Below are 16,471 nucleotides of genomic sequence, written 5' to 3' on the forward strand. Positions count from 1 at the left end.
CCGGCATTCGACATCGATGAGGAGCAGGTAGATGCCCGGCTGGGAGCAGACGGAGTCCAGGACCGGGCACCACGACGCGGTTCAGCAGACGGAGTCCAGGACCGGGCACCACGACGCGGTTCGGACGAAGACCGGGACGAGCGAGCGGGAGGGCGCCGGCACTCCGAAATCGGAGGGCGGGTCGCGCGCCTGCGTCGGAACGCCGGCGCCGGAGTCCGAGCGGCTCCGGACGGGATCGCGGGCCGCGCCCCGCCGCCCGGCGGAGCGGTTCGACCGGGTGGTCCACCGTACGGGACGGTTCCTCTCGCACGAATGGACCCTGGTCTGTCTGGGCGCGCTCGCCCTGGCTGTTCTCATGACCTGGCCGGCCGTGCGACACCCGGCGACCACGATCCCGGCCGACACGTGGGATCCGGCGCTGCAGGCGTGGCAGATGGCCTGGGCCGGGCACGCGCTCACCCACGATCCGGTCAACCTCTGGAACGCCAACGCGTTCTTCCCCGACCGGTTGAGCTTCGCGTTCTCCGACACGCTGTTCGGTTACTTCCCGGCGGGGCTCATCGGCACCGGCCCGGCCGCCGCGCTGGTCCGGTACAACATCATGTTCGTCCTGCTGCACGCCCTGGCGTTCGTCGGCCCGTACGCGTTGATCCGGCAGTTGGGTGCCGGTCGCGTCGCCGCCGCGGTGGCGGGCGCGGCCTGCGCGTACGCGCCGTGGCGCTGGGGGCAGGCCGGGCACATGCACGTGCTTTCCCATGGCGGCATCCCGCTGGCGTTCGCCATGCTGGCACGCGGCCACGGGTTCTCGTTCACCCACGGCTTCTCCCGCGACCGGGTCCGGCCGGGGTGGGTGGTGGCCGGCTGGTCGGTGGCCGCCTGGCAGATCAGCCTCGGGTTCGGCATCGGCCTGCCGTTCGCATACGTGCTCGGGGCGCTCACCGCGGTCGCCGGCGGATGCTGGCTGCGCCGGGCCGGACGGGGCCGCCCCGTACCCGGCCGGCGTGTCCTCGTCGCCGACGGCGTCGGCCTGGCGATCTTCGGCGTGGTGGGCGCGTTCATGGCGCGGCCGTACCTGGAGGTCGTCGCGCAGCACCCGGAGGCCAGACGCTCCCTCCACGACCTGCGGATCTTCTCGCCGACGCTGCGTGCCTTCGTCACCGCGCCCGCCCAGTCGTGGCTGTGGGGCGACGCGCACGCCCGCGTCCGGGACGCCATGGTGGCGCCGGCGGAGACGACGCTGCTTCCCGGCTTCATCCTGATCGGCCTGGCCGTTGTCGGCCTGTTCTTCTCGACGTGGCCACGGCGTACCCGGCTCTGGCTGCTCGCCGCCGCCGTGGCGAGTGCGGTGCTGGCGATGGGAACGCGATTCCCCGGCGGCGGTCGCTTCACGTACGTGCCGCTGTTCGAGTACGCACCCGGCTGGGACGGCATCCGGACGCCGGGCCGGCTGGTCCTCTGGACGACCCTGCTGCTCGCGGTCCTGGCGGCGGGCGCGGTCAACGCGTTGGTCGTCCGATCGTACCGGCTCGCCGTACGACGGCCGTCGGGCCGGCCCCACCTCGGCGTCCGGCTGGCCACCCTGCTGCCGCTGCTGCTCGTGCTCGTCGAGGGCGGGAACAGGCTGGAGCATCCGGTCATGCCGCCTCAGCCAGCGGCGCTTCGCACGGCGACCGGGCCGCTCCTGGTCCTGCCCAGTGACCAGCTCACCGACGAGCAGGTGATGCTCTGGTCCACCACGGCGTTCCAGCCCATGGTCAACGGCGGCAGCGGGTTCGGTCCTCGGGGCCAGCGCACCGCCCGTGACGCGATGACGTCGTTCCCCGATCGCGTGAGCGTGGCCTACCTGCGCCGGATCGGGGTGAAGACAGTGATCGTGCTGAAGGACAGGATCGCCGGTACGGCCTACGCGGGGGCCGCGTCGTCCGACGCGGTGGTCAGCGAACTCGGCATCACCCGCACGGACGATCGCGACGTGGTGGTCTACACCATCCCCTGAGGTCCACATCCCCTGAGGTCCACGCAGTTCGGGTGAAACCGCTGCCATCCACGCGTGGGATGCCGCGGTCTCGCCCGAACTGTGGGGATCATGATGCTGCGGGGGTCATGGTGCCACAGCGGTCAGGCGCTCCCTGCGCAGCGCGTCGGGCCAGGTGTCGTCGACCGGTCGCAGCGCGCTGCCGGTGGCCCAGCGCAGCAGCAGGTCGGCCAGCGCCGGGTTGCGCGCCAGCGCCGGACCGTGCGAGTACGTACCCAGGATCTTGCCGCGCCAGGCGCCCTCGGTCTCGCCGTCGTTGCCGACGCCGGTGGTGACCCGCGCGAGCGGGTAGACGCCGGGGCCGAGGTGGGTGCGGCCGCCGTGGTTCTCGAAGCCGCTCAGCCGGGGCAGGCCCAGCCGGGAGTCGATGTCGCCGGCGAGCTCGCCGACGGCCCGGGTAGGACCCCGGTCGGAGCGCAGGTCGAGCAGTTCCAGGCCCTGGCACTGGGTGCCCTTGGCGTAGAAGGAGCTGCCCAGCAGCTGGTACCCGGCGCACACGGCGAAGACGACCGCGCCCCGGTCGACGGCGCGGTGCAGGCCGCCGTCGGCGAGCAGCCGCTGGGAGGCCAGGGACTGCGGGCCGTCCTCGCCGCCGCCGAGCAGGTAGATGTCCCCGTCGGCGGGCAGCGCCTGGTCGGAGCGGACCTCGATGCTCTCGACCGGCAGCCCGCGCAGACCGGCCCGGTGGGCCAGGATCAGCAGATTGCCCCGGTCGCCGTAGGTCGACAGCAGGTCCGGGTAGACCCAGACCAGTCGCAGGTGGGACTCGGTTGACATCAGTCGCGCTCCGCTCGGCTAGTTGACACGGTCGAGCTCTGCCCGGATGTCCTGGAACGCCGTGTAGTTGGCGATCACTTCCAGGCGGCCCGGCGGTACCGCGGCCACCGCCTGACCGAACGACGGGACGTGCTCGAACGGGATGCCGTTGACGGTCAACCGGACCGCCAGGTCCATCGCGCGGTCACCGGAGATGAGCACCCGGCGCCCGTGCAGCGGCGAGAAGTCCACGTCGTACAGCCACGAGGTGTCGAGGCCGTCGGGGTCGCGAGCGTTGATGGCCAGCAGCGTCGGCACGTTCTCGGCCATGTCGAACGCTTCCAGCCAGCCGGCCGGGTTCTTCGACAGCAGCAGCCGGATCAGGCGGCCGTCGCGCTCCACCGTCGCGTAGCGGCCGGCGATCGACTTCACGTCGGCCAGTCGCGGCAGGGCGTCTTCGACCCGGACCCGGAAGTGGGCCGCGACGGCGAGGGCGGTGGCGGCGTTGGCCCGGTTGACCCGGCCCGGCAGCTGGAGCTTCACCTCGTGGTAGGTGCCGTTCGGGTCGACCACGCCCTCGTGCTGGACCGTCCACGAGGGAACCGGCCGGTGCAGCGGGCAGCCGCCGCACCACCAGGCGTCGCCCATCCGCTCGATGGTCGAACCGCACTCCGGGCACACCCACGAGTCGTCGTGCCAGCGCTGTCCGGCGGCGACCCAGGTGACGTGCTCGGCCGACTGCGCAGCCCAGGTCACCATCGGGTCGTCGGCGTTGGCCACCACCTGGATGTCGCGCCCGGCGAGGCACTCCCGCCACATCGCGGCCATCATGGCGACCTCTTTGGCCCGGTCGAGCTGGTCGCGGCTGAGGTTGAGCAGCGCGACCACCCGCGGGTGGGTGGCGTCGAGGACCTGGTCGAGGTAGTGCTCGTCGACCTCCAGCACCGCGTACGGCGTCGGGCCGGCCTTGGCCAGGGCCGATGCGTGCCCGGTGGGCATGTTGGCGCCCAGGCCGTTGGTGGCGACCTTGCCCAGCACGCTCATCGCGGCGGTGGCGAGCCTGGTCGTCGTGGTCTTCCCGTTGGTGCCGGAGATCAGCACGATCTGGCGGCCGGCGGCCAGCTCGGCGAGCAGGTTCGGGTCGATCATGAGCCCGATCCGGCCACCGATGACCGAACCGTCACCTCGTCCGGTGGCTCGGGAGAGTGCGGCGGCGCTGCGCGTCGCCGACGTAGCGAGCTTGGCCCGCAGCGGCAGCTTCTTCGTCGTCATCTCGCTCTCACGGGGGTCGGCGATAACGGCGACCCTACCGTCCGGCGTCCACGCGCGCTGTGCCGGGAGGGCGCGGAACCGACCCCGCGGAGCGCCGGCGGGCGGACCACGCCGGACGTTGCGTTCCGCTCCACGTCGGCCGCTCGATGTCGCTCCGGCCGCTCCACGTCGGCCGCTCGATGTCGCTCCGGCCGCTCCACGTCGGCCGCTCGATGTCGCTCCGGCCGCTCCACTTCGCTCCACAGTGGCCGCGACACGCCAGCGACAAAAACCTCAAAAAACACTTTTCGGTACGTCCGACCGGGCATGATCGTGTCGGAATAGCGACCAGCGGGGATGGGGCCGGTGGGGTGCTCCACCCAGGATCACCCTCCCTGAGCTGCGGTTTCTGGTGCGAGCGCGCGACCACACCGCGTGATTTCGCGTTGACGGTGGAGGGAAGTGGAGTAGAGTGGGGCCCAATGGCGGAGCCGGTGGCTCGGCCGGCCCCGGGGGGAACCGCGGAGTGCGGGAGGGGAGTGGGGGTCTTGTTTCTCGGCACCCACACGCCCCGCCTGGACGACAAGGGCCGGCTGATCCTGCCAGCGAAGTTCCGGGACGAGTTGGCGGGAGGTGTCGTGATCACCAAAGGGCAGGAGCGATGCCTCTACGTGTTTCCCGTCGCCGAGTTCGCCCGCATCGCCAGTCAACTGCGCGAGCAGCCGATGACGCACAAGGCCGCCCGGGCCTACAGCCGGGTGTTCTTCGCCAGCGCGCACGACGAGGTGCCCGACAAGCAGGGCCGGGTCACCATCCCGGGCCACCTGCGGGAGTATGCCGGGCTCAACCGCGAACTCGTCGTGATCGGGGCGAGCACCCGGGTGGAGATCTGGGACCGGCAAGCCTGGGATACCTATCTCGCCGAGAGCGAGGAGGACTTCGCCGGCATCGAAGAGGGGGTGCTGCCCGGCGGGCTGTGATCTCACGTGAACAGCAGTCCACTAGGGACGCACACCACACCGGTCACGGCGTACCGCTAGATCTCCAGCCGCTAGTGCTCCTGGCTCTACTTCCCCAGAGCCAGGCGGACGAGCGGATGGGGATCTGGTGGTACGTCGCCCGGCCGGCGGGAAACCGCAGGCCTGATGGCGACCGCGAAACGCCATCAGGCCTGAGGTGATGAGGGGGTCGACATGGGGGAGCGTGGTACCCACGTACCCGTTCTGCTCGAGCGGTGTCTCGAGCTGCTCGGCCCCGCCCTCACCCGGCCCGGAGCGGTGCACGTCGATGCCACGCTCGGCCTCGGCGGACACGCGGAGGCGGTTCTCGAGGCCCATCCGCGGGTGACCCTGGTCGGACTGGACCGTGATCCCCAGGCGCTGGAGCTGGCGGGGCGGCGGCTGGCCCGGTTCGCCGGGCGCACCCACCTCGTGCACGCCGTCTACGACGAGCTGCCCGAGGTCCTCGCGCGGCTGTCGATCGACGCGGTCGACACGGTCCTGTTCGACCTCGGTGTGTCCTCGCTGCAGCTCGACGAGGCCACCCGGGGGTTCGCGTACGCCCAGGACGCACCCCTGGACATGCGGATGGACCAGACCCGGGGTCGTACGGCCGAAGAGGTGGTCAACACCTACGGCGCCGGCGAGCTGACCCGGATTCTGCGGGTGTATGGCGAAGAGAGATTTGCGTCACGGATTGCGGCGGCGATCGTCCGGGAACGGGCGAAGGCACCCCTCACGTCCTCGGCGCGCTTGGCCGAGCTGGTCCGGGACGCCATCCCGGCACCGGCGAGGCGTACCGGCGGGCATCCGGCCAAGCGCACCTTCCAGGCGTTGCGCATCGAGGTCAACGAGGAGTTGACGGCGCTCGAACGGGCGCTGCCGGCCGCTCTCGACGCGCTCACGCCGGGCGGCCGGGTGGTGGCGATGTCGTACCACTCGCTGGAGGACCGGTTGGTGAAGCAGGCGTTGACGGCCCGTACGCGGTCGACGGCGCCGGTGGACCTGCCGGTGGAGCTGCCCGGGACGGCACCGACGTTCCGGCTGCTCACCCGGGGTGCGGAGCCACCGACCGAGGCGGAGGTGGCGGCGAACCCGCGGGCGGCGTCGGTGAAGCTGCGCGCGGCGGAGAAGGTGGACCCGACGGCCGGGCGGCCGGGAGGTCAGGGATTGGGTGTCGCCCCGACGGGGCACAGAAACGGCGGCAGGCGGCCGGGGCGGGAACCCCGGCCGCCGCGTCGACCGAAGGCAATGCATCAGCCCGGTGTGCCGACCGCGAATCGGCGGACCGGGGAACAGAACGGGCGGTCCGCATCGGATCAGGACTGAGGACCGTCCACAACGCAACCCGAGAGTTGCGAAAAGGGGTGAACTACATGACAACTGCACTGCCGTACCGGCGGCAGCAGGTTACACCGCGGTCGGGGGGCCGGATCGCGGGGGATCGGCGTGCGGCCATGGAGCGGGAGTACGGCAGCGGGGTGCCTGCCACGGCGGGTAACACGGCGCTGGCGCCGCAGGAGCAGGATCGGCCGGCCGCGAACCGTCCGACGCTTCCCCGGCTGCGGGTGGCGCCGCCGGCTCCGGTCAGCGTTCCCAAGACGCCATTCGTGGCCGGCGTGCTGGTCACGGTGATCACGGGCGTGGTCGGCATCCTGGTACTCAACACCAAGATCAACGAGAACGCGTTCCGGCTGGAGACGCTGCAGAAGCAGCAGGGCCGGCTCGACCGTACCGAGGCGCAGCTGACCAAGGACCTGGCGGAGAAGGAGTCCCCGACCAGCCTGGCGGCCGCGGCGCGGCGGGTGGGCATGGTCCCGGCCGAGCGTCCGGCGATCATCACGCTGCCCGACGGCAAGGTGCTCAGCGTTCCGCGGCCGTCCTCGGCGCAGTCGGGCACCGGGGCGCGGCCGGCCGCCGCCGGTACCACGGCGCAGCAGAACAACGGCCAGCGTACCGGCGCTGCCGGCCAGTCCCGGCGGTAGCGACGTGCCGCCCCGCCCCTCCGATCCCCGTCGCGGTTCCCGCGGTGGCGTCACCGACCCGTCCGCGGACCCGGCGGTGGCGCCGCTGCGCGGGAGCGCCGAACGCGGGGGCGGCACCGGCCGCTCCGGCATCGGCGACGCCCGTCGCTACACCCCCCGTGGGCGCAGCATCCGGGAGGCCGACGCCGAGCGGGGGCAGCGCAGCCGGGGCGGCGACCCGTTCCGGCCGGCGCTGCAGGTCGTCAAGGGCGGAGCGGACGAGCGGGCGGCCCGGGGTGGCCGGGCCGCCGCGGCGCGTACCCGCGACCGGGCGGGCGCCGGTGCGGCGACCGTGGCGACCGTACCGGCGCCCGCCCGGTCGCCGCGCCCCGAGCCCGCCGTGGGCCGGGGCGTCGGTGCCGGCCGGGGCATCCCGGCCGCCGGTAGGAGCGCGGGCGCGGCCGGTGGCCGCGCCGGGGCGGGTACGCCCACGAAGACGCGGGGCCGTCCGGGAGCGGGCCGGCTCGTCCCGCCGGCGCGCCGGCCGGTACGCCGGCCCAAGCGCCAGGTCCGGCTGCCGGACCCGCGCCGCCGGCTACGGCTGGCGAGCGTCCTGATGCTCGTCGCGTTCGTGGTGATCGGCGGCCGGCTGGTGGAGCTGCAGCTGATGGACGCGAAGGCGTACGCGGCGCGCGGCCTGCACAACCGGATCCAGACCGTGTCGCTGCCGGCGCCCCGCGGTGCCATCTACGACCGCGACCGCAAGGTCCTGGTGCACAGCGTCAAGACGAACATGATCATCGGCGATCCCACCCAGGTGAAGGATCCCCAGGCGACGGCGCGGCAACTCGCCCCGCTGCTGGGCAAGCCGGTCTCCGAACTGCTGCCGAAGCTCACCCGGCACACGCTCAAGGACGGCACGCCGGTCCAGTTCGAGTACCTCGCCCGCGGAGTCGACATCAGCGTCGGGGAGAAGATCAACGCGCTCAACCTGGCCGGCGTGACCATCGACGACGACGAGCGCCGCGACGTACCAGGTCACGACCTCGCGGCCAACCTCCTCGGCTTCACCAACTACAACCTCAGCGGCGTGGCGGGGATCGAACAGAGCTACGACAAGCTGCTGCGCGGGGTGCCGGGCCAGCGGACCTTCGAGAGCGGCGGCGGTGACGTCGCCACCGAGATCCCGGGCGGTCTCCACAAGGAGACGCCGGCCCGGCCGGGCTCGTCGTTGCAGCTGACCATCGACAGCGACCTGCAGTTCCACGTGCAGTCGGCGCTGTCGCAGCAGGCGAAGAAGGCCAAGGCCACCTTCGCCTCGGCGGTGGTGATGGACGTCCGGACCGGCGAGGTGCTGGCCCAGGCCAGCTACCCCGGCTACGACGCCGCCGAGCCGACGAAGGCCAACCAGCGCAACCTCATCGACGCCAACACCGACCTGGTGGTCGATCCCGGGTCGGTGGCGAAGGCGATCACGCTCGGCGCGGCCCTCCAGGAGGGGGTCGTCAAGCCGGACACGACCGTGCCGATCGGGCCCACCATCCGTAAGGGCGACACGACGTACTCCGACACCCACCCGCTGCCGGAGGGTACCCGGATCACGCTGCCGGGCATCCTCGCGTACTCGTCCAACGTGGGCACTATCAAGATCGCTGACCAGCTGGGGCCGGCGAAACTGTACGAGTACCAGCAGAAGTTCGGCCTCGGCACGACGACCGGCGAGGGGCTGTCGGGCGAGTCCGCGGGCCTGATCCAGCCGCCGAAGAACTGGAGCGGCTCCAGCTACGGCTCGGTCCCGATCGGTATGGGCATCTCGACCACCCCGCTGCAGATGACCGCCGCGTACGCGGCGATCGCCAACGGCGGTGAATGGGTGCAGCCACACCTGGTCAAGGCGGAGATCTCAGCCGACGGCAAGGTCACCCCCGCGCCCGCGCCGAAGACCCGCCGGGTGCTGTCCACGCAGACCGCCGACGCGTTGCGCGGAATGCTGGAGGCCGTCGTGGTGGCCGACGGGGCCACCGGCCACAAGGCCGCGGTACCCGGCTACCGGGTGGCGGGCAAGACCGGCACCGGCAAGTTCGTCGGGCCGGACGGCAAGTACGCCCCCGGCGACGTAGCGTCGTTCATCGGTATGGCACCCGCCGACGCGCCGCGCTACGTCATCGGTGTCTTCGCGCACACCCCGAAGGGTGAGGGCGGCGACATCTCGGCGCCGGCGTTCTCCGACATGATGGCCTTCACCCTGGGTCGCAACCAGGTTCCGCCGACCGGGACGCAGCCGCCGCCGTTCCGGATCACCGGTTGAGGGTTGCCCATACGTGGACGGCCTTCTCCAACCGACCGACACGGGTACGGGTAGGGTCTAGCCCCGTGCCCGGCTACCCCCGCCCCCACGACGTGCCGGCGACCCGACTGGAAGAGTTGGGTGCGCTGCTGGCCGTACCTGGAGAGGCTTCCGCGCAGGTCAGCGTCACGGGGATCACCCACGCCAGTGACGCGGTCCGCCCCGGTGACCTCTACGCCGCCCTGCCCGGTGCGCGCCGGCACGGCGCCGAGTTCGTCGCGGCCGCCGCGGCCGCCGGCGCCGTCGCGGTCCTCACCGATCCGGCCGGCGCCGACGCCGCCCGCGTGGCGGGGCTGCCGGCGCTCGTGGTCGACGACCCCCGTGCGGTACTCGGCGTCGTCGCCTCGCGGATCTACGGCGACCCCAGCCGGCGGCTGAAGATCATCGGCATCACCGGTACGGCGGGCAAGACGTCGACCGCCTATCTCGTCGAGTCGGGCCTGGCCGCTGCCGGGCTGCGCACCGGCCTGATCGGCACCGTCGAGACCCGCCTCGGCGACCTGGTCGTCGACAGTGCCCGCACCACACCGGAGGCGACCGACCTGCACGCCGCGCTCGCCGTGGCGCACCAGCGCGGGGTCGACGCGGTGGTCATGGAGGTCTCCAGCCACGCGCTGGCGCTCGGCCGGGTCGGCGGGGTGCGCTTCGCGGTCGGCGGCTTCACCAATCTCGGCCTGGACCACCTGGACTTCCACGCGGACGTCGAGGACTACTTCGCCGCCAAGGCCCGGCTCTTCGACGGCCGGTGCGCGGTCGAGATCGTCAACGCTGACGACGCGTACGGCCAGCGCCTGATCCGTCCGGGCACCGTGACGTACTCGCTCACCCGGGGCGACTGGTACGCCTCCGACCTGACCGAGGAGGACTTCGGTCAGCGCTTCGTCGCCCACGGGCCGGACGGCGTCGCCGTCGACGCCGGGGTGGCCCTGCCCGGGCGGCACAACGTCGCCAACGCACTGCTGGCGATCGCGTCGCTGGTGGCAGTCGGCGTCGACGCCGGGCTGGCCGCGCGCGGCGTCGCCGCGTGCCCGGGCGTACCGGGCCGGATGCAGCGGGTCGCCGCGCCGGGGCCGGTGCTGGGCGTCGTGGACTACGCGCACAAGCCGGACGCCGTGGTCGAGGTGCTGGGCGCGCTGCGGCAGCTGGCGGCCGGTCGCGGTGGCCGGGTCATCTGTGTGATCGGCGCCGGTGGCGACCGGGACCGGGCCAAACGCCCGCTGATGGGCAAGGGCGCGGCGGCCGATGCCGACGTCGTGATCGTCACCGACGACAACCCGCGTACCGAGGACCCGGCCGCGATCCGGGCCGAGCTGCTGGTCGCGGCCCGGGCCGAGGGCTCGGCGGAGGTCATCGAGGTCGCCGGGCGGCGGGTGGCGATCGAGGAGGCGGTGCGACGCGCGGCCGACTCGGACGTGGTCGCCCTGCTGGGCAAGGGGCACGAACGCGGACAGGAGGTAGACGGCGAGGTGTACCCGTTCGACGACCGGGACGAGTTGGCGGCGGCGCTGACCGCGAGGTTCGGACCGCCGGCCGGCGGAGGCGGACCGGGAGGTGACCGGTGATCCCGCTGACCCTCGCCGAGATCGCCGAGATCACCGGTGCTGAGCTGGCCGGCGCCGACCCGGAGGCCCGGGTGACCGGCCCGGTCGAGTTCGACTCGCGCCGGGTGTCGCGGGGCGGGCTGTTCGTGGCCTTCCCTGGCGAGAAGGTCGACGGGCACGACTACGCCGGGGTGGCGCTGGCCGCCGGGGCCGTCGCGGTGCTCGGTAGCCGCCCGGTCCAGGGCGTGCCCATGCTCGTGGTGCCCGACGCGCTGACCGCCATGGGCCGGCTCGCCCGGGCGGTGCGCGACCGGCTGCCCCGGCTGACCGTCGTCGGCATCACCGGGTCGTCCGGCAAGACCACGACCAAGGACCTCATCGCCCAGACGCTCGCGCACCGAGGTGCCGTGGTGGCGCCCGCCGGCTCGTTCAACAACGAGCTGGGGCTGCCCTACACCGTGCTCAAGGCCACCGCCGACACCCGGTACCTGGTGCTGGAGATGGGCGCCCGGGGAGCCGGTCACATCCGGTACCTGTGCGACATCGCCCGCCCCGACATCGGCGTCGTGCTCAACGTGGGCGTCGCGCACCTGGGCGAGTTCGGCTCGGTCGACCGCATCGCGGTCGCCAAGTCCGAGCTGGTCACCGCGCTGTCACCGGACGGCCTCGCCGTGCTCAACGCCGACGACCCGCGGGTACGGGCCATGGCCGCCCGGGCGCCCGGGCGGGTCGTCCTCGCCGGTGAGGCCGACGACGCCGCGGTACGCGCCGAGAACGTCGTCCTCGACGAGCGCGGCCGGGCCGGCTACCAGCTCGTCGCCGGCGCCGAACGGGCCGACGTCAGGCTCGGCGTCGCCGGCCGCCACCAGGTCGGCAACACGCTGCTCGCCGCTGCCGTGGCACTGTCGCTGGGCATGGCGCTGCCGGACGTGGCGGCCGCGCTGAGCGAGGCGGGGCTGGTGTCGAGCCGGCGGATGGACGTGTTCGACCGTGCCGACGGTGTCACGGTCATCGACGACTCGTACAACGCCAACCCGTCGTCGACCGGGTCTGCCCTGCGCGCGCTGGCCGAGATGGGCCGCGACCGGCGCACCGTCGCGGTGCTGGGTTACATGGCGGAGCTGGGCGAGTACGAGCGCGCCGGCCACGAAGAGGTCGGGCGGCTGGCCGCCGAGCTGGGTGTCGACCTGCTCCTGGTGGTGGGTGAGCCGGCCGCGCCGATCGCTGCCGGCGCGGAGGCGAACGCAAGTTGGGGAGGGAAGTCTGTGCTCGTGACCGACCAGGACACGGCCGTCGCGGTCCTGCGTGACGAGCTGCGACCGGGTGACGTGGTGCTGGTCAAGGGATCGCGCTACCGGACCTGGGACGTGGCCGACGCCCTGCGCGCGGCGACCGGCGCAGCGGAGGGCGTGGCGTGAGGGCTGTCATCGTCGCGGCGTTCGCGGCGTTCATCCTGTCGATCCTGCTCACCCCGATCGCGATCAAGGTCTTCACGCGGCTGCGCGCCGACCAGCCGATCCGGTCCGACGGGCCGGTCCCGCCCCACCTGGCCAAGAAGGGCACCCCGACGATGGGCGGGGTGGCGTTCATCATGGCCACCGTCATCGCGTACATCGCCGGGCACGTGGTGCTCGGCACGCTGCCGGACGAGCAGCAGCGGCTGATCCCGGCCGGGCCGACCGTCACCGGCGTGGTGCTGCTCGGCCTGTTCCTGTGCACCGGCGCGCTGGGCTTCATCGACGACTACCTCAAGGTCAGCAAGAAGAACAGCCTGGGGCTCAACAAGCGCGGCAAGCTGATCGGCCAGGCGCTCGTCGGCGCGGTCTTCGGCGTCGTCGCGCTGAACTTCCCCCGTACCTTCGACGGCGTCGGGGAGCGGCTGCGGCCGGTCACCGTGGGCAGCACGTACCTGTCGTTCGTCAAGGAGATCTACTGGCTGCAGATCGGCAAGGCCGGCGCGGTCCTGCTGTTCATCTTCGTGGTCATGTCGATGTCCAATGCGGTCAACCTCACCGACGGCCTCGACGGCCTGGCCACCGGTGCCTCGGTGATGGTGATCGGGGCGTACGCGATCATCGGCTTCTGGCAGTACCGCCACTGGCAGGGCGACGTGGCGTACTCGGTCGGCGCCCCGTACTCCTACAACGTGCGCGACCCGCTGGAGGTGGCCATCATCGCCGCCGCCGCGGCCGGGGCCCTGGCCGGCTTCCTGTGGTGGAACACGTCACCGGCCCGTATCTTCATGGGCGACACCGGTGCGCTCGCGCTCGGCTCGCTGATCGCGGGCCTGGCCTACGCCACCAACACCGTGCTGCTCGTACCCATCCTGGGCCTGCTGTTCGTCATCATCACGATCACCTGGGTGATGCAGATCGGCTCGTTCCGGCTGACCGGCCGGCGCATCTTCCGGATGGTGCCGTTGCAGCACCACTTCGAGTTGGCCGGCTGGAGCGAGGTCAACATCGTCGTCCGGTTCTGGATCATCGCCGGGCTCGGGGTGGCCATCGGTATCGGCCTGTTCTACGCCGACTTCCTGCGGGTCGTGACTAAGGGAGCGTGACCGTGCCGAGCGAGGGCGGGTTCGAGTACGCGGGTCGGCGGGTGCTGGTCGCCGGTGCCGGGGTGGCCGGCGCCGCCTCGGCACGGGCACTGCTGGCCGCGGGGGCGGACGTGACGGTCGTGGACCGCGCGGACGGCCCGGCGCTCGAGCGGTTGCGGGCCGACGGCGCCCGGGGCGTCGTCGGCGCCGGCCTGGACCTGCTCGACGGCGTGACGGACGTGGTGGTCTCGCCCGGGTTCGCCCCGCACCACCCGCTCGCGGCCGCGGCGACCGCGGCCGGGCTGGACGTGTACAGCGAGCCGGAGCTGGCCTGGCGGCTGCGCGGCCCCAAGTCGCCGGAGTGGCTGGCGATCACCGGTACCAACGGCAAGACCACCACGACGACGATGCTGGCGGCGATCCTGGCCGCGGCGGGCCGGCGCACGGCGGCGCTGGGCAACATCGGTGAGCCGCTGGTCTTCGCGGCCACCGGGGCGGCCGCCGACTACGACGTGCTCGCCGTCGAGCTGTCCAGCTTCCAGCTGCACTGGTCGTCGACGCTCGCGCCGCAGGCCGGTGCGCTGCTCAACCTGGCCGACGACCACCTCGACTGGCACGGCGGCTTCGACGCGTACGCCGGGGCCAAGACGGCCGTCTGGCGGTCGGCCCCGGCCGGCGGGGTCGCCGTGGGCAACCTCGACGACCCGCGGGTCGCGGCGATGCTGGCCCGGGTCGAGGGCCGCCGGATCGGCTTCACGCTGGGCGAGCCGGGGCCGGGCCAGCTCGGGGTGGTCGACGGGTTCCTGGTGCACGACGGTGTCCAGCTGACCTCGGTCGACCAGATCCGTCCGCCGGGGGCGCACAACGTGGCCAACGCGCTGGCCGCCGCGGCGCTGGCCCGCGCGTACGGGGTCGACGCGGCCGCGGTGCATGCCGGCCTCGCCGGGTACGTGCCGCAGGCCCACCGCAACGCCCATGTCGCCACGGTCGCCGGCGTGGCGTACGTCGACGACAGCAAGGCCACCAACCCGCACGCGGCGGCCGCCTCGCTGACGGCGTACCCGCGGGTGGTGTGGATCGCGGGCGGCCAGCTCAAGGGCGTGGACGTGAGCGACCTGGTGGCGACCGTCGCCGACCGGCTGGTCGGCGCGGTCCTGCTCGGGGTGGACCGCGCCCAGGTCGCCGCGGCGCTCGCGCGACACGCCCCCGGGGTGCCGGTGGTCCAGGTGTCCAGGGCCGATGATGGGGCGATGGCCGAGGTCGTATCCGCCGCGGCGGCGCTGGCCCGCCCGGGGGACACGGTCCTGCTCGCCCCGGCGGCGGCGTCGCTGGACATGTTCGCCAGCTACGCCGAGCGGGGCGCGGCGTTCGCGGCGGCGGTCCGCGCGCTGGAGTCCCCGGACGTCCAGGCCGGCGGGGTCGCGGACCGCAGGTAGACCGGCAGTACCGAAGGGGTGGCGTGAAGACCGACACGACCGTCGAGGACCGGAAGGTCCCCGCCACGGCCGGACCCGCATCCGCACCGGCGGCGGGTCGCCTGGTGGCCGGGCGTCTGGCCGTCCTGCGGGGGCTGCTCGATCGGCCACTGGCGTCGTACTACCTGCTGCTGGCCAGTGTCGGGCTGCTGCTGATCTTCGGGCTGGTCATGGTCTTCAGCGCCACCAGCGTGGAGAACTACAAGGAGAGCGGCAGCGCGTACACGTCGGTGTCCAAGCAGGCGCTGTGGGCCGTCGTGGGGCTGGTCGCGTTCTGGGTGTGCCAGCGGCTGCCGATGCGCACCTACCGGGCGGTCAGCCGGGTCGCCGTGATCGGCTGCCTGGTCCTGGTCGCCCTCACCGACGTCCTGGCGTTCCTGACCGCGCTGAACACGCCGCCGGGCAGCGAATGGGTGCCGGTGTACGTCGGCCCGCTGTACGCCGAGGACCTGTGGCTGTACATCGGCGGGTTCCAGCTCCAGCCGTCGGAGATGTCCAAGCTCGGCCTGGTGCTGTGGTCGGCCGACGTCCTGGCGCGCAAGGGTACGAAGATCGTCAACTGGCGGGAGCTGATCACCCCCCTGTTCCCGGTCGCGCTGCTGCTGTTCGGACTGGTCGGCTACGGCGACTTCGGGAGCATGACCTGCCTGTTCGTGCTGTTCCTGGGCGTGCTGTGGGCGGCCGGCGTACGCAAGCGGATCTTCGCGCTGCTGTTCGGCGGCGCCGCCGTCGGCATGACCGTGCTCATCACGACGGCCTCCTACCGCGCGGAGCGGCTCACCGTGTTCCTCGACCCCGAGCACGCCGACCGCACCAGGGGCGCCTACCAGTTCTTCCAGGGCCTGTACGCGATCGCCAACGGCGGCTGGTTCGGCGTCGGCCTCGGCAAGAGCGAACTCAAGTGGGGCTGGCTGCCCAACGGCCACAACGACAGCATCTTCGCGGTGGTCGGCGAGGAGCTGGGCGTCGTCGGCTGCGTGGTGCTGCTGGCCCTGTTCGGGGTGCTGGCCTACACCGGGCTGCGGATCGCCAGCCGGGTCGAGCACCCGTTCCGCCGGCTGGTCGCCGCCGGCATCACGTGCTGGCTGGTCGGCCAGTCCGTGATCAACATCGGCGGGGTGATCGGCGTCATGCCGATGACCGGGGTGCCGCTGCCGTTCATCTCCGCCGGCGGAACCGCCCTGGTCGTGGCACTGGCCGCGGCGGGCATCCTGACGTCGTTCGCGCGCGCCGAGCCCGACGCCGCGCGGGCCCTGCACGCCCGTCCACCGCGCCGGTGGGTACAGCTAGTCTGGGCGCCGTTGCCACCGCTGCCGCGCGGTGGCAACAGGCGACGCGCCGGCTCGACCGGCGCCCGTGGGCAGAGTGCCGGTTCACCGGGCTCTCGCGGGCAGAGTGCCGGTTCGACCGGCGCCCGTGGGCAGGGTGCCGGTTCACCGGGCTCTCGCGGGCAGAGTGCCGGTTCACCGGGCTCTCGCGGGCAGCGTGCCGGGGCTTCCGGCCGGGCGGGGGCGCGCGCCGATGTCGGCGGACGAGCGAACGGCAGCGGACGGAACCGCTAGCCG

The 16,471-nt window shown here is 72.8% G+C and carries 12 protein-coding genes; 10 read left to right on the plus strand and 2 right to left on the minus strand.

What is annotated here, in order from left to right; translation table 11 throughout:
• Positions 1-31: 31 nt before the first annotated feature.
• A complete protein-coding gene (locus ACNTMW_RS12385; RefSeq protein ID WP_426633610.1) occupies positions 32-1,996 on the plus strand; it encodes a hypothetical protein in 1,965 nt (654 codons plus the stop codon).
• Between the two features lie 105 nt (positions 1,997-2,101).
• Here the strand turns inward: ACNTMW_RS12385 and ACNTMW_RS12390 are convergent, their stop codons facing one another.
• Both ACNTMW_RS12390 and ACNTMW_RS12395 read right to left on the minus strand, forming a co-directional pair.
• Entirely contained in the window at positions 2,102-2,812 is a 711-nt protein-coding gene (locus ACNTMW_RS12390; protein ID WP_426633611.1) for a type 1 glutamine amidotransferase, read from the minus strand.
• Positions 2,813-2,830: 18 nt separating this feature from the next.
• On the minus strand, positions 2,831-4,063 hold the full coding sequence (locus ACNTMW_RS12395) for a MurT ligase domain-containing protein (protein WP_426633612.1): 1,233 nt from the start codon (positions 4,061-4,063) through the stop codon (positions 2,831-2,833).
• 527 nt (positions 4,064-4,590) lie between these two features.
• On the opposite strand from ACNTMW_RS12395, the gene mraZ reads away from it, so the two are divergent.
• The 9 genes from mraZ to ACNTMW_RS12440 all read left to right on the plus strand — a co-directional run bounded on the left by mraZ (position 4,591) and on the right by ACNTMW_RS12440 (position 16,468).
• Positions 4,591-5,022, plus strand: coding sequence for a division/cell wall cluster transcriptional repressor MraZ (mraZ, locus tag ACNTMW_RS12400; RefSeq protein WP_426633736.1), 432 nt, complete (start codon positions 4,591-4,593; stop codon positions 5,020-5,022).
• Between the two features lie 213 nt (positions 5,023-5,235).
• Positions 5,236-6,369 carry a 16S rRNA (cytosine(1402)-N(4))-methyltransferase RsmH gene (gene rsmH / locus ACNTMW_RS12405; protein WP_426633613.1) on the plus strand — a complete coding sequence of 378 codons (1,134 nt, stop codon included), beginning with the start codon at positions 5,236-5,238 and terminating at the stop codon, positions 6,367-6,369.
• Positions 6,370-6,416: 47 nt separating this feature from the next.
• Complete coding sequence (gene ftsL / locus ACNTMW_RS12410) at positions 6,417-7,025, plus strand: cell division protein FtsL (RefSeq protein ID WP_426633614.1); 609 nt, start codon at positions 6,417-6,419, stop codon at positions 7,023-7,025.
• 4 nt (positions 7,026-7,029) lie between these two features.
• Positions 7,030-9,312, plus strand: a complete 2,283-nt coding sequence (locus ACNTMW_RS12415; protein WP_426633615.1) for a peptidoglycan D,D-transpeptidase FtsI family protein — start codon at positions 7,030-7,032, stop codon at positions 9,310-9,312.
• A 65-nt stretch (positions 9,313-9,377) separates the two neighbouring features.
• Complete coding sequence (locus ACNTMW_RS12420) at positions 9,378-10,913, plus strand: UDP-N-acetylmuramoyl-L-alanyl-D-glutamate--2,6-diaminopimelate ligase (RefSeq protein ID WP_426633616.1); 1,536 nt, start codon at positions 9,378-9,380, stop codon at positions 10,911-10,913.
• Entirely contained in the window at positions 10,910-12,310 is a 1,401-nt protein-coding gene (locus ACNTMW_RS12425) for a UDP-N-acetylmuramoyl-tripeptide--D-alanyl-D-alanine ligase (RefSeq protein WP_426633617.1), read from the plus strand. The genes ACNTMW_RS12420 and ACNTMW_RS12425 overlap by 4 nt, the downstream gene beginning before the upstream one ends.
• Positions 12,307-13,452, plus strand: a complete 1,146-nt coding sequence (gene mraY / locus ACNTMW_RS12430; RefSeq protein WP_426633618.1) for a phospho-N-acetylmuramoyl-pentapeptide-transferase — start codon at positions 12,307-12,309, stop codon at positions 13,450-13,452. The genes ACNTMW_RS12425 and mraY overlap by 4 nt, the downstream gene beginning before the upstream one ends.
• 2 nt (positions 13,453-13,454) lie before the next feature.
• Positions 13,455-14,867 carry a UDP-N-acetylmuramoyl-L-alanine--D-glutamate ligase gene (murD, locus tag ACNTMW_RS12435; protein ID WP_426633619.1) on the plus strand — a complete coding sequence of 471 codons (1,413 nt, stop codon included), beginning with the start codon at positions 13,455-13,457 and terminating at the stop codon, positions 14,865-14,867.
• A 23-nt stretch (positions 14,868-14,890) separates the two neighbouring features.
• Entirely contained in the window at positions 14,891-16,468 is a 1,578-nt protein-coding gene (locus tag ACNTMW_RS12440; RefSeq protein ID WP_426633620.1) for an FtsW/RodA/SpoVE family cell cycle protein, read from the plus strand.
• Positions 16,469-16,471 lie beyond the last annotated feature (3 nt).

This window comes from Planosporangium spinosum (assembly GCF_049999945.1).
Taxonomy (GTDB): domain Bacteria; phylum Actinomycetota; class Actinomycetes; order Mycobacteriales; family Micromonosporaceae; genus Planosporangium; species Planosporangium spinosum.

Coding starts and splice junctions, on each gene's coding strand:
- ACNTMW_RS12385 (WP_426633610.1), top strand. CDS start 32: ATGCCCGGCTGGGAGCAGACGGAGTCCAGGACCGGGCACCACGACGCG.
- ACNTMW_RS12390 (WP_426633611.1), bottom strand. CDS start 2,812: ATGTCAACCGAGTCCCACCTGCGACTGGTCTGGGTCTACCCGGACCTG.
- ACNTMW_RS12395 (WP_426633612.1), bottom strand. CDS start 4,063: ATGACGACGAAGAAGCTGCCGCTGCGGGCCAAGCTCGCTACGTCGGCG.
- rsmH (WP_426633613.1), top strand. CDS start 5,236: ATGGGGGAGCGTGGTACCCACGTACCCGTTCTGCTCGAGCGGTGTCTC.
- ftsL (WP_426633614.1), top strand. CDS start 6,417: ATGACAACTGCACTGCCGTACCGGCGGCAGCAGGTTACACCGCGGTCG.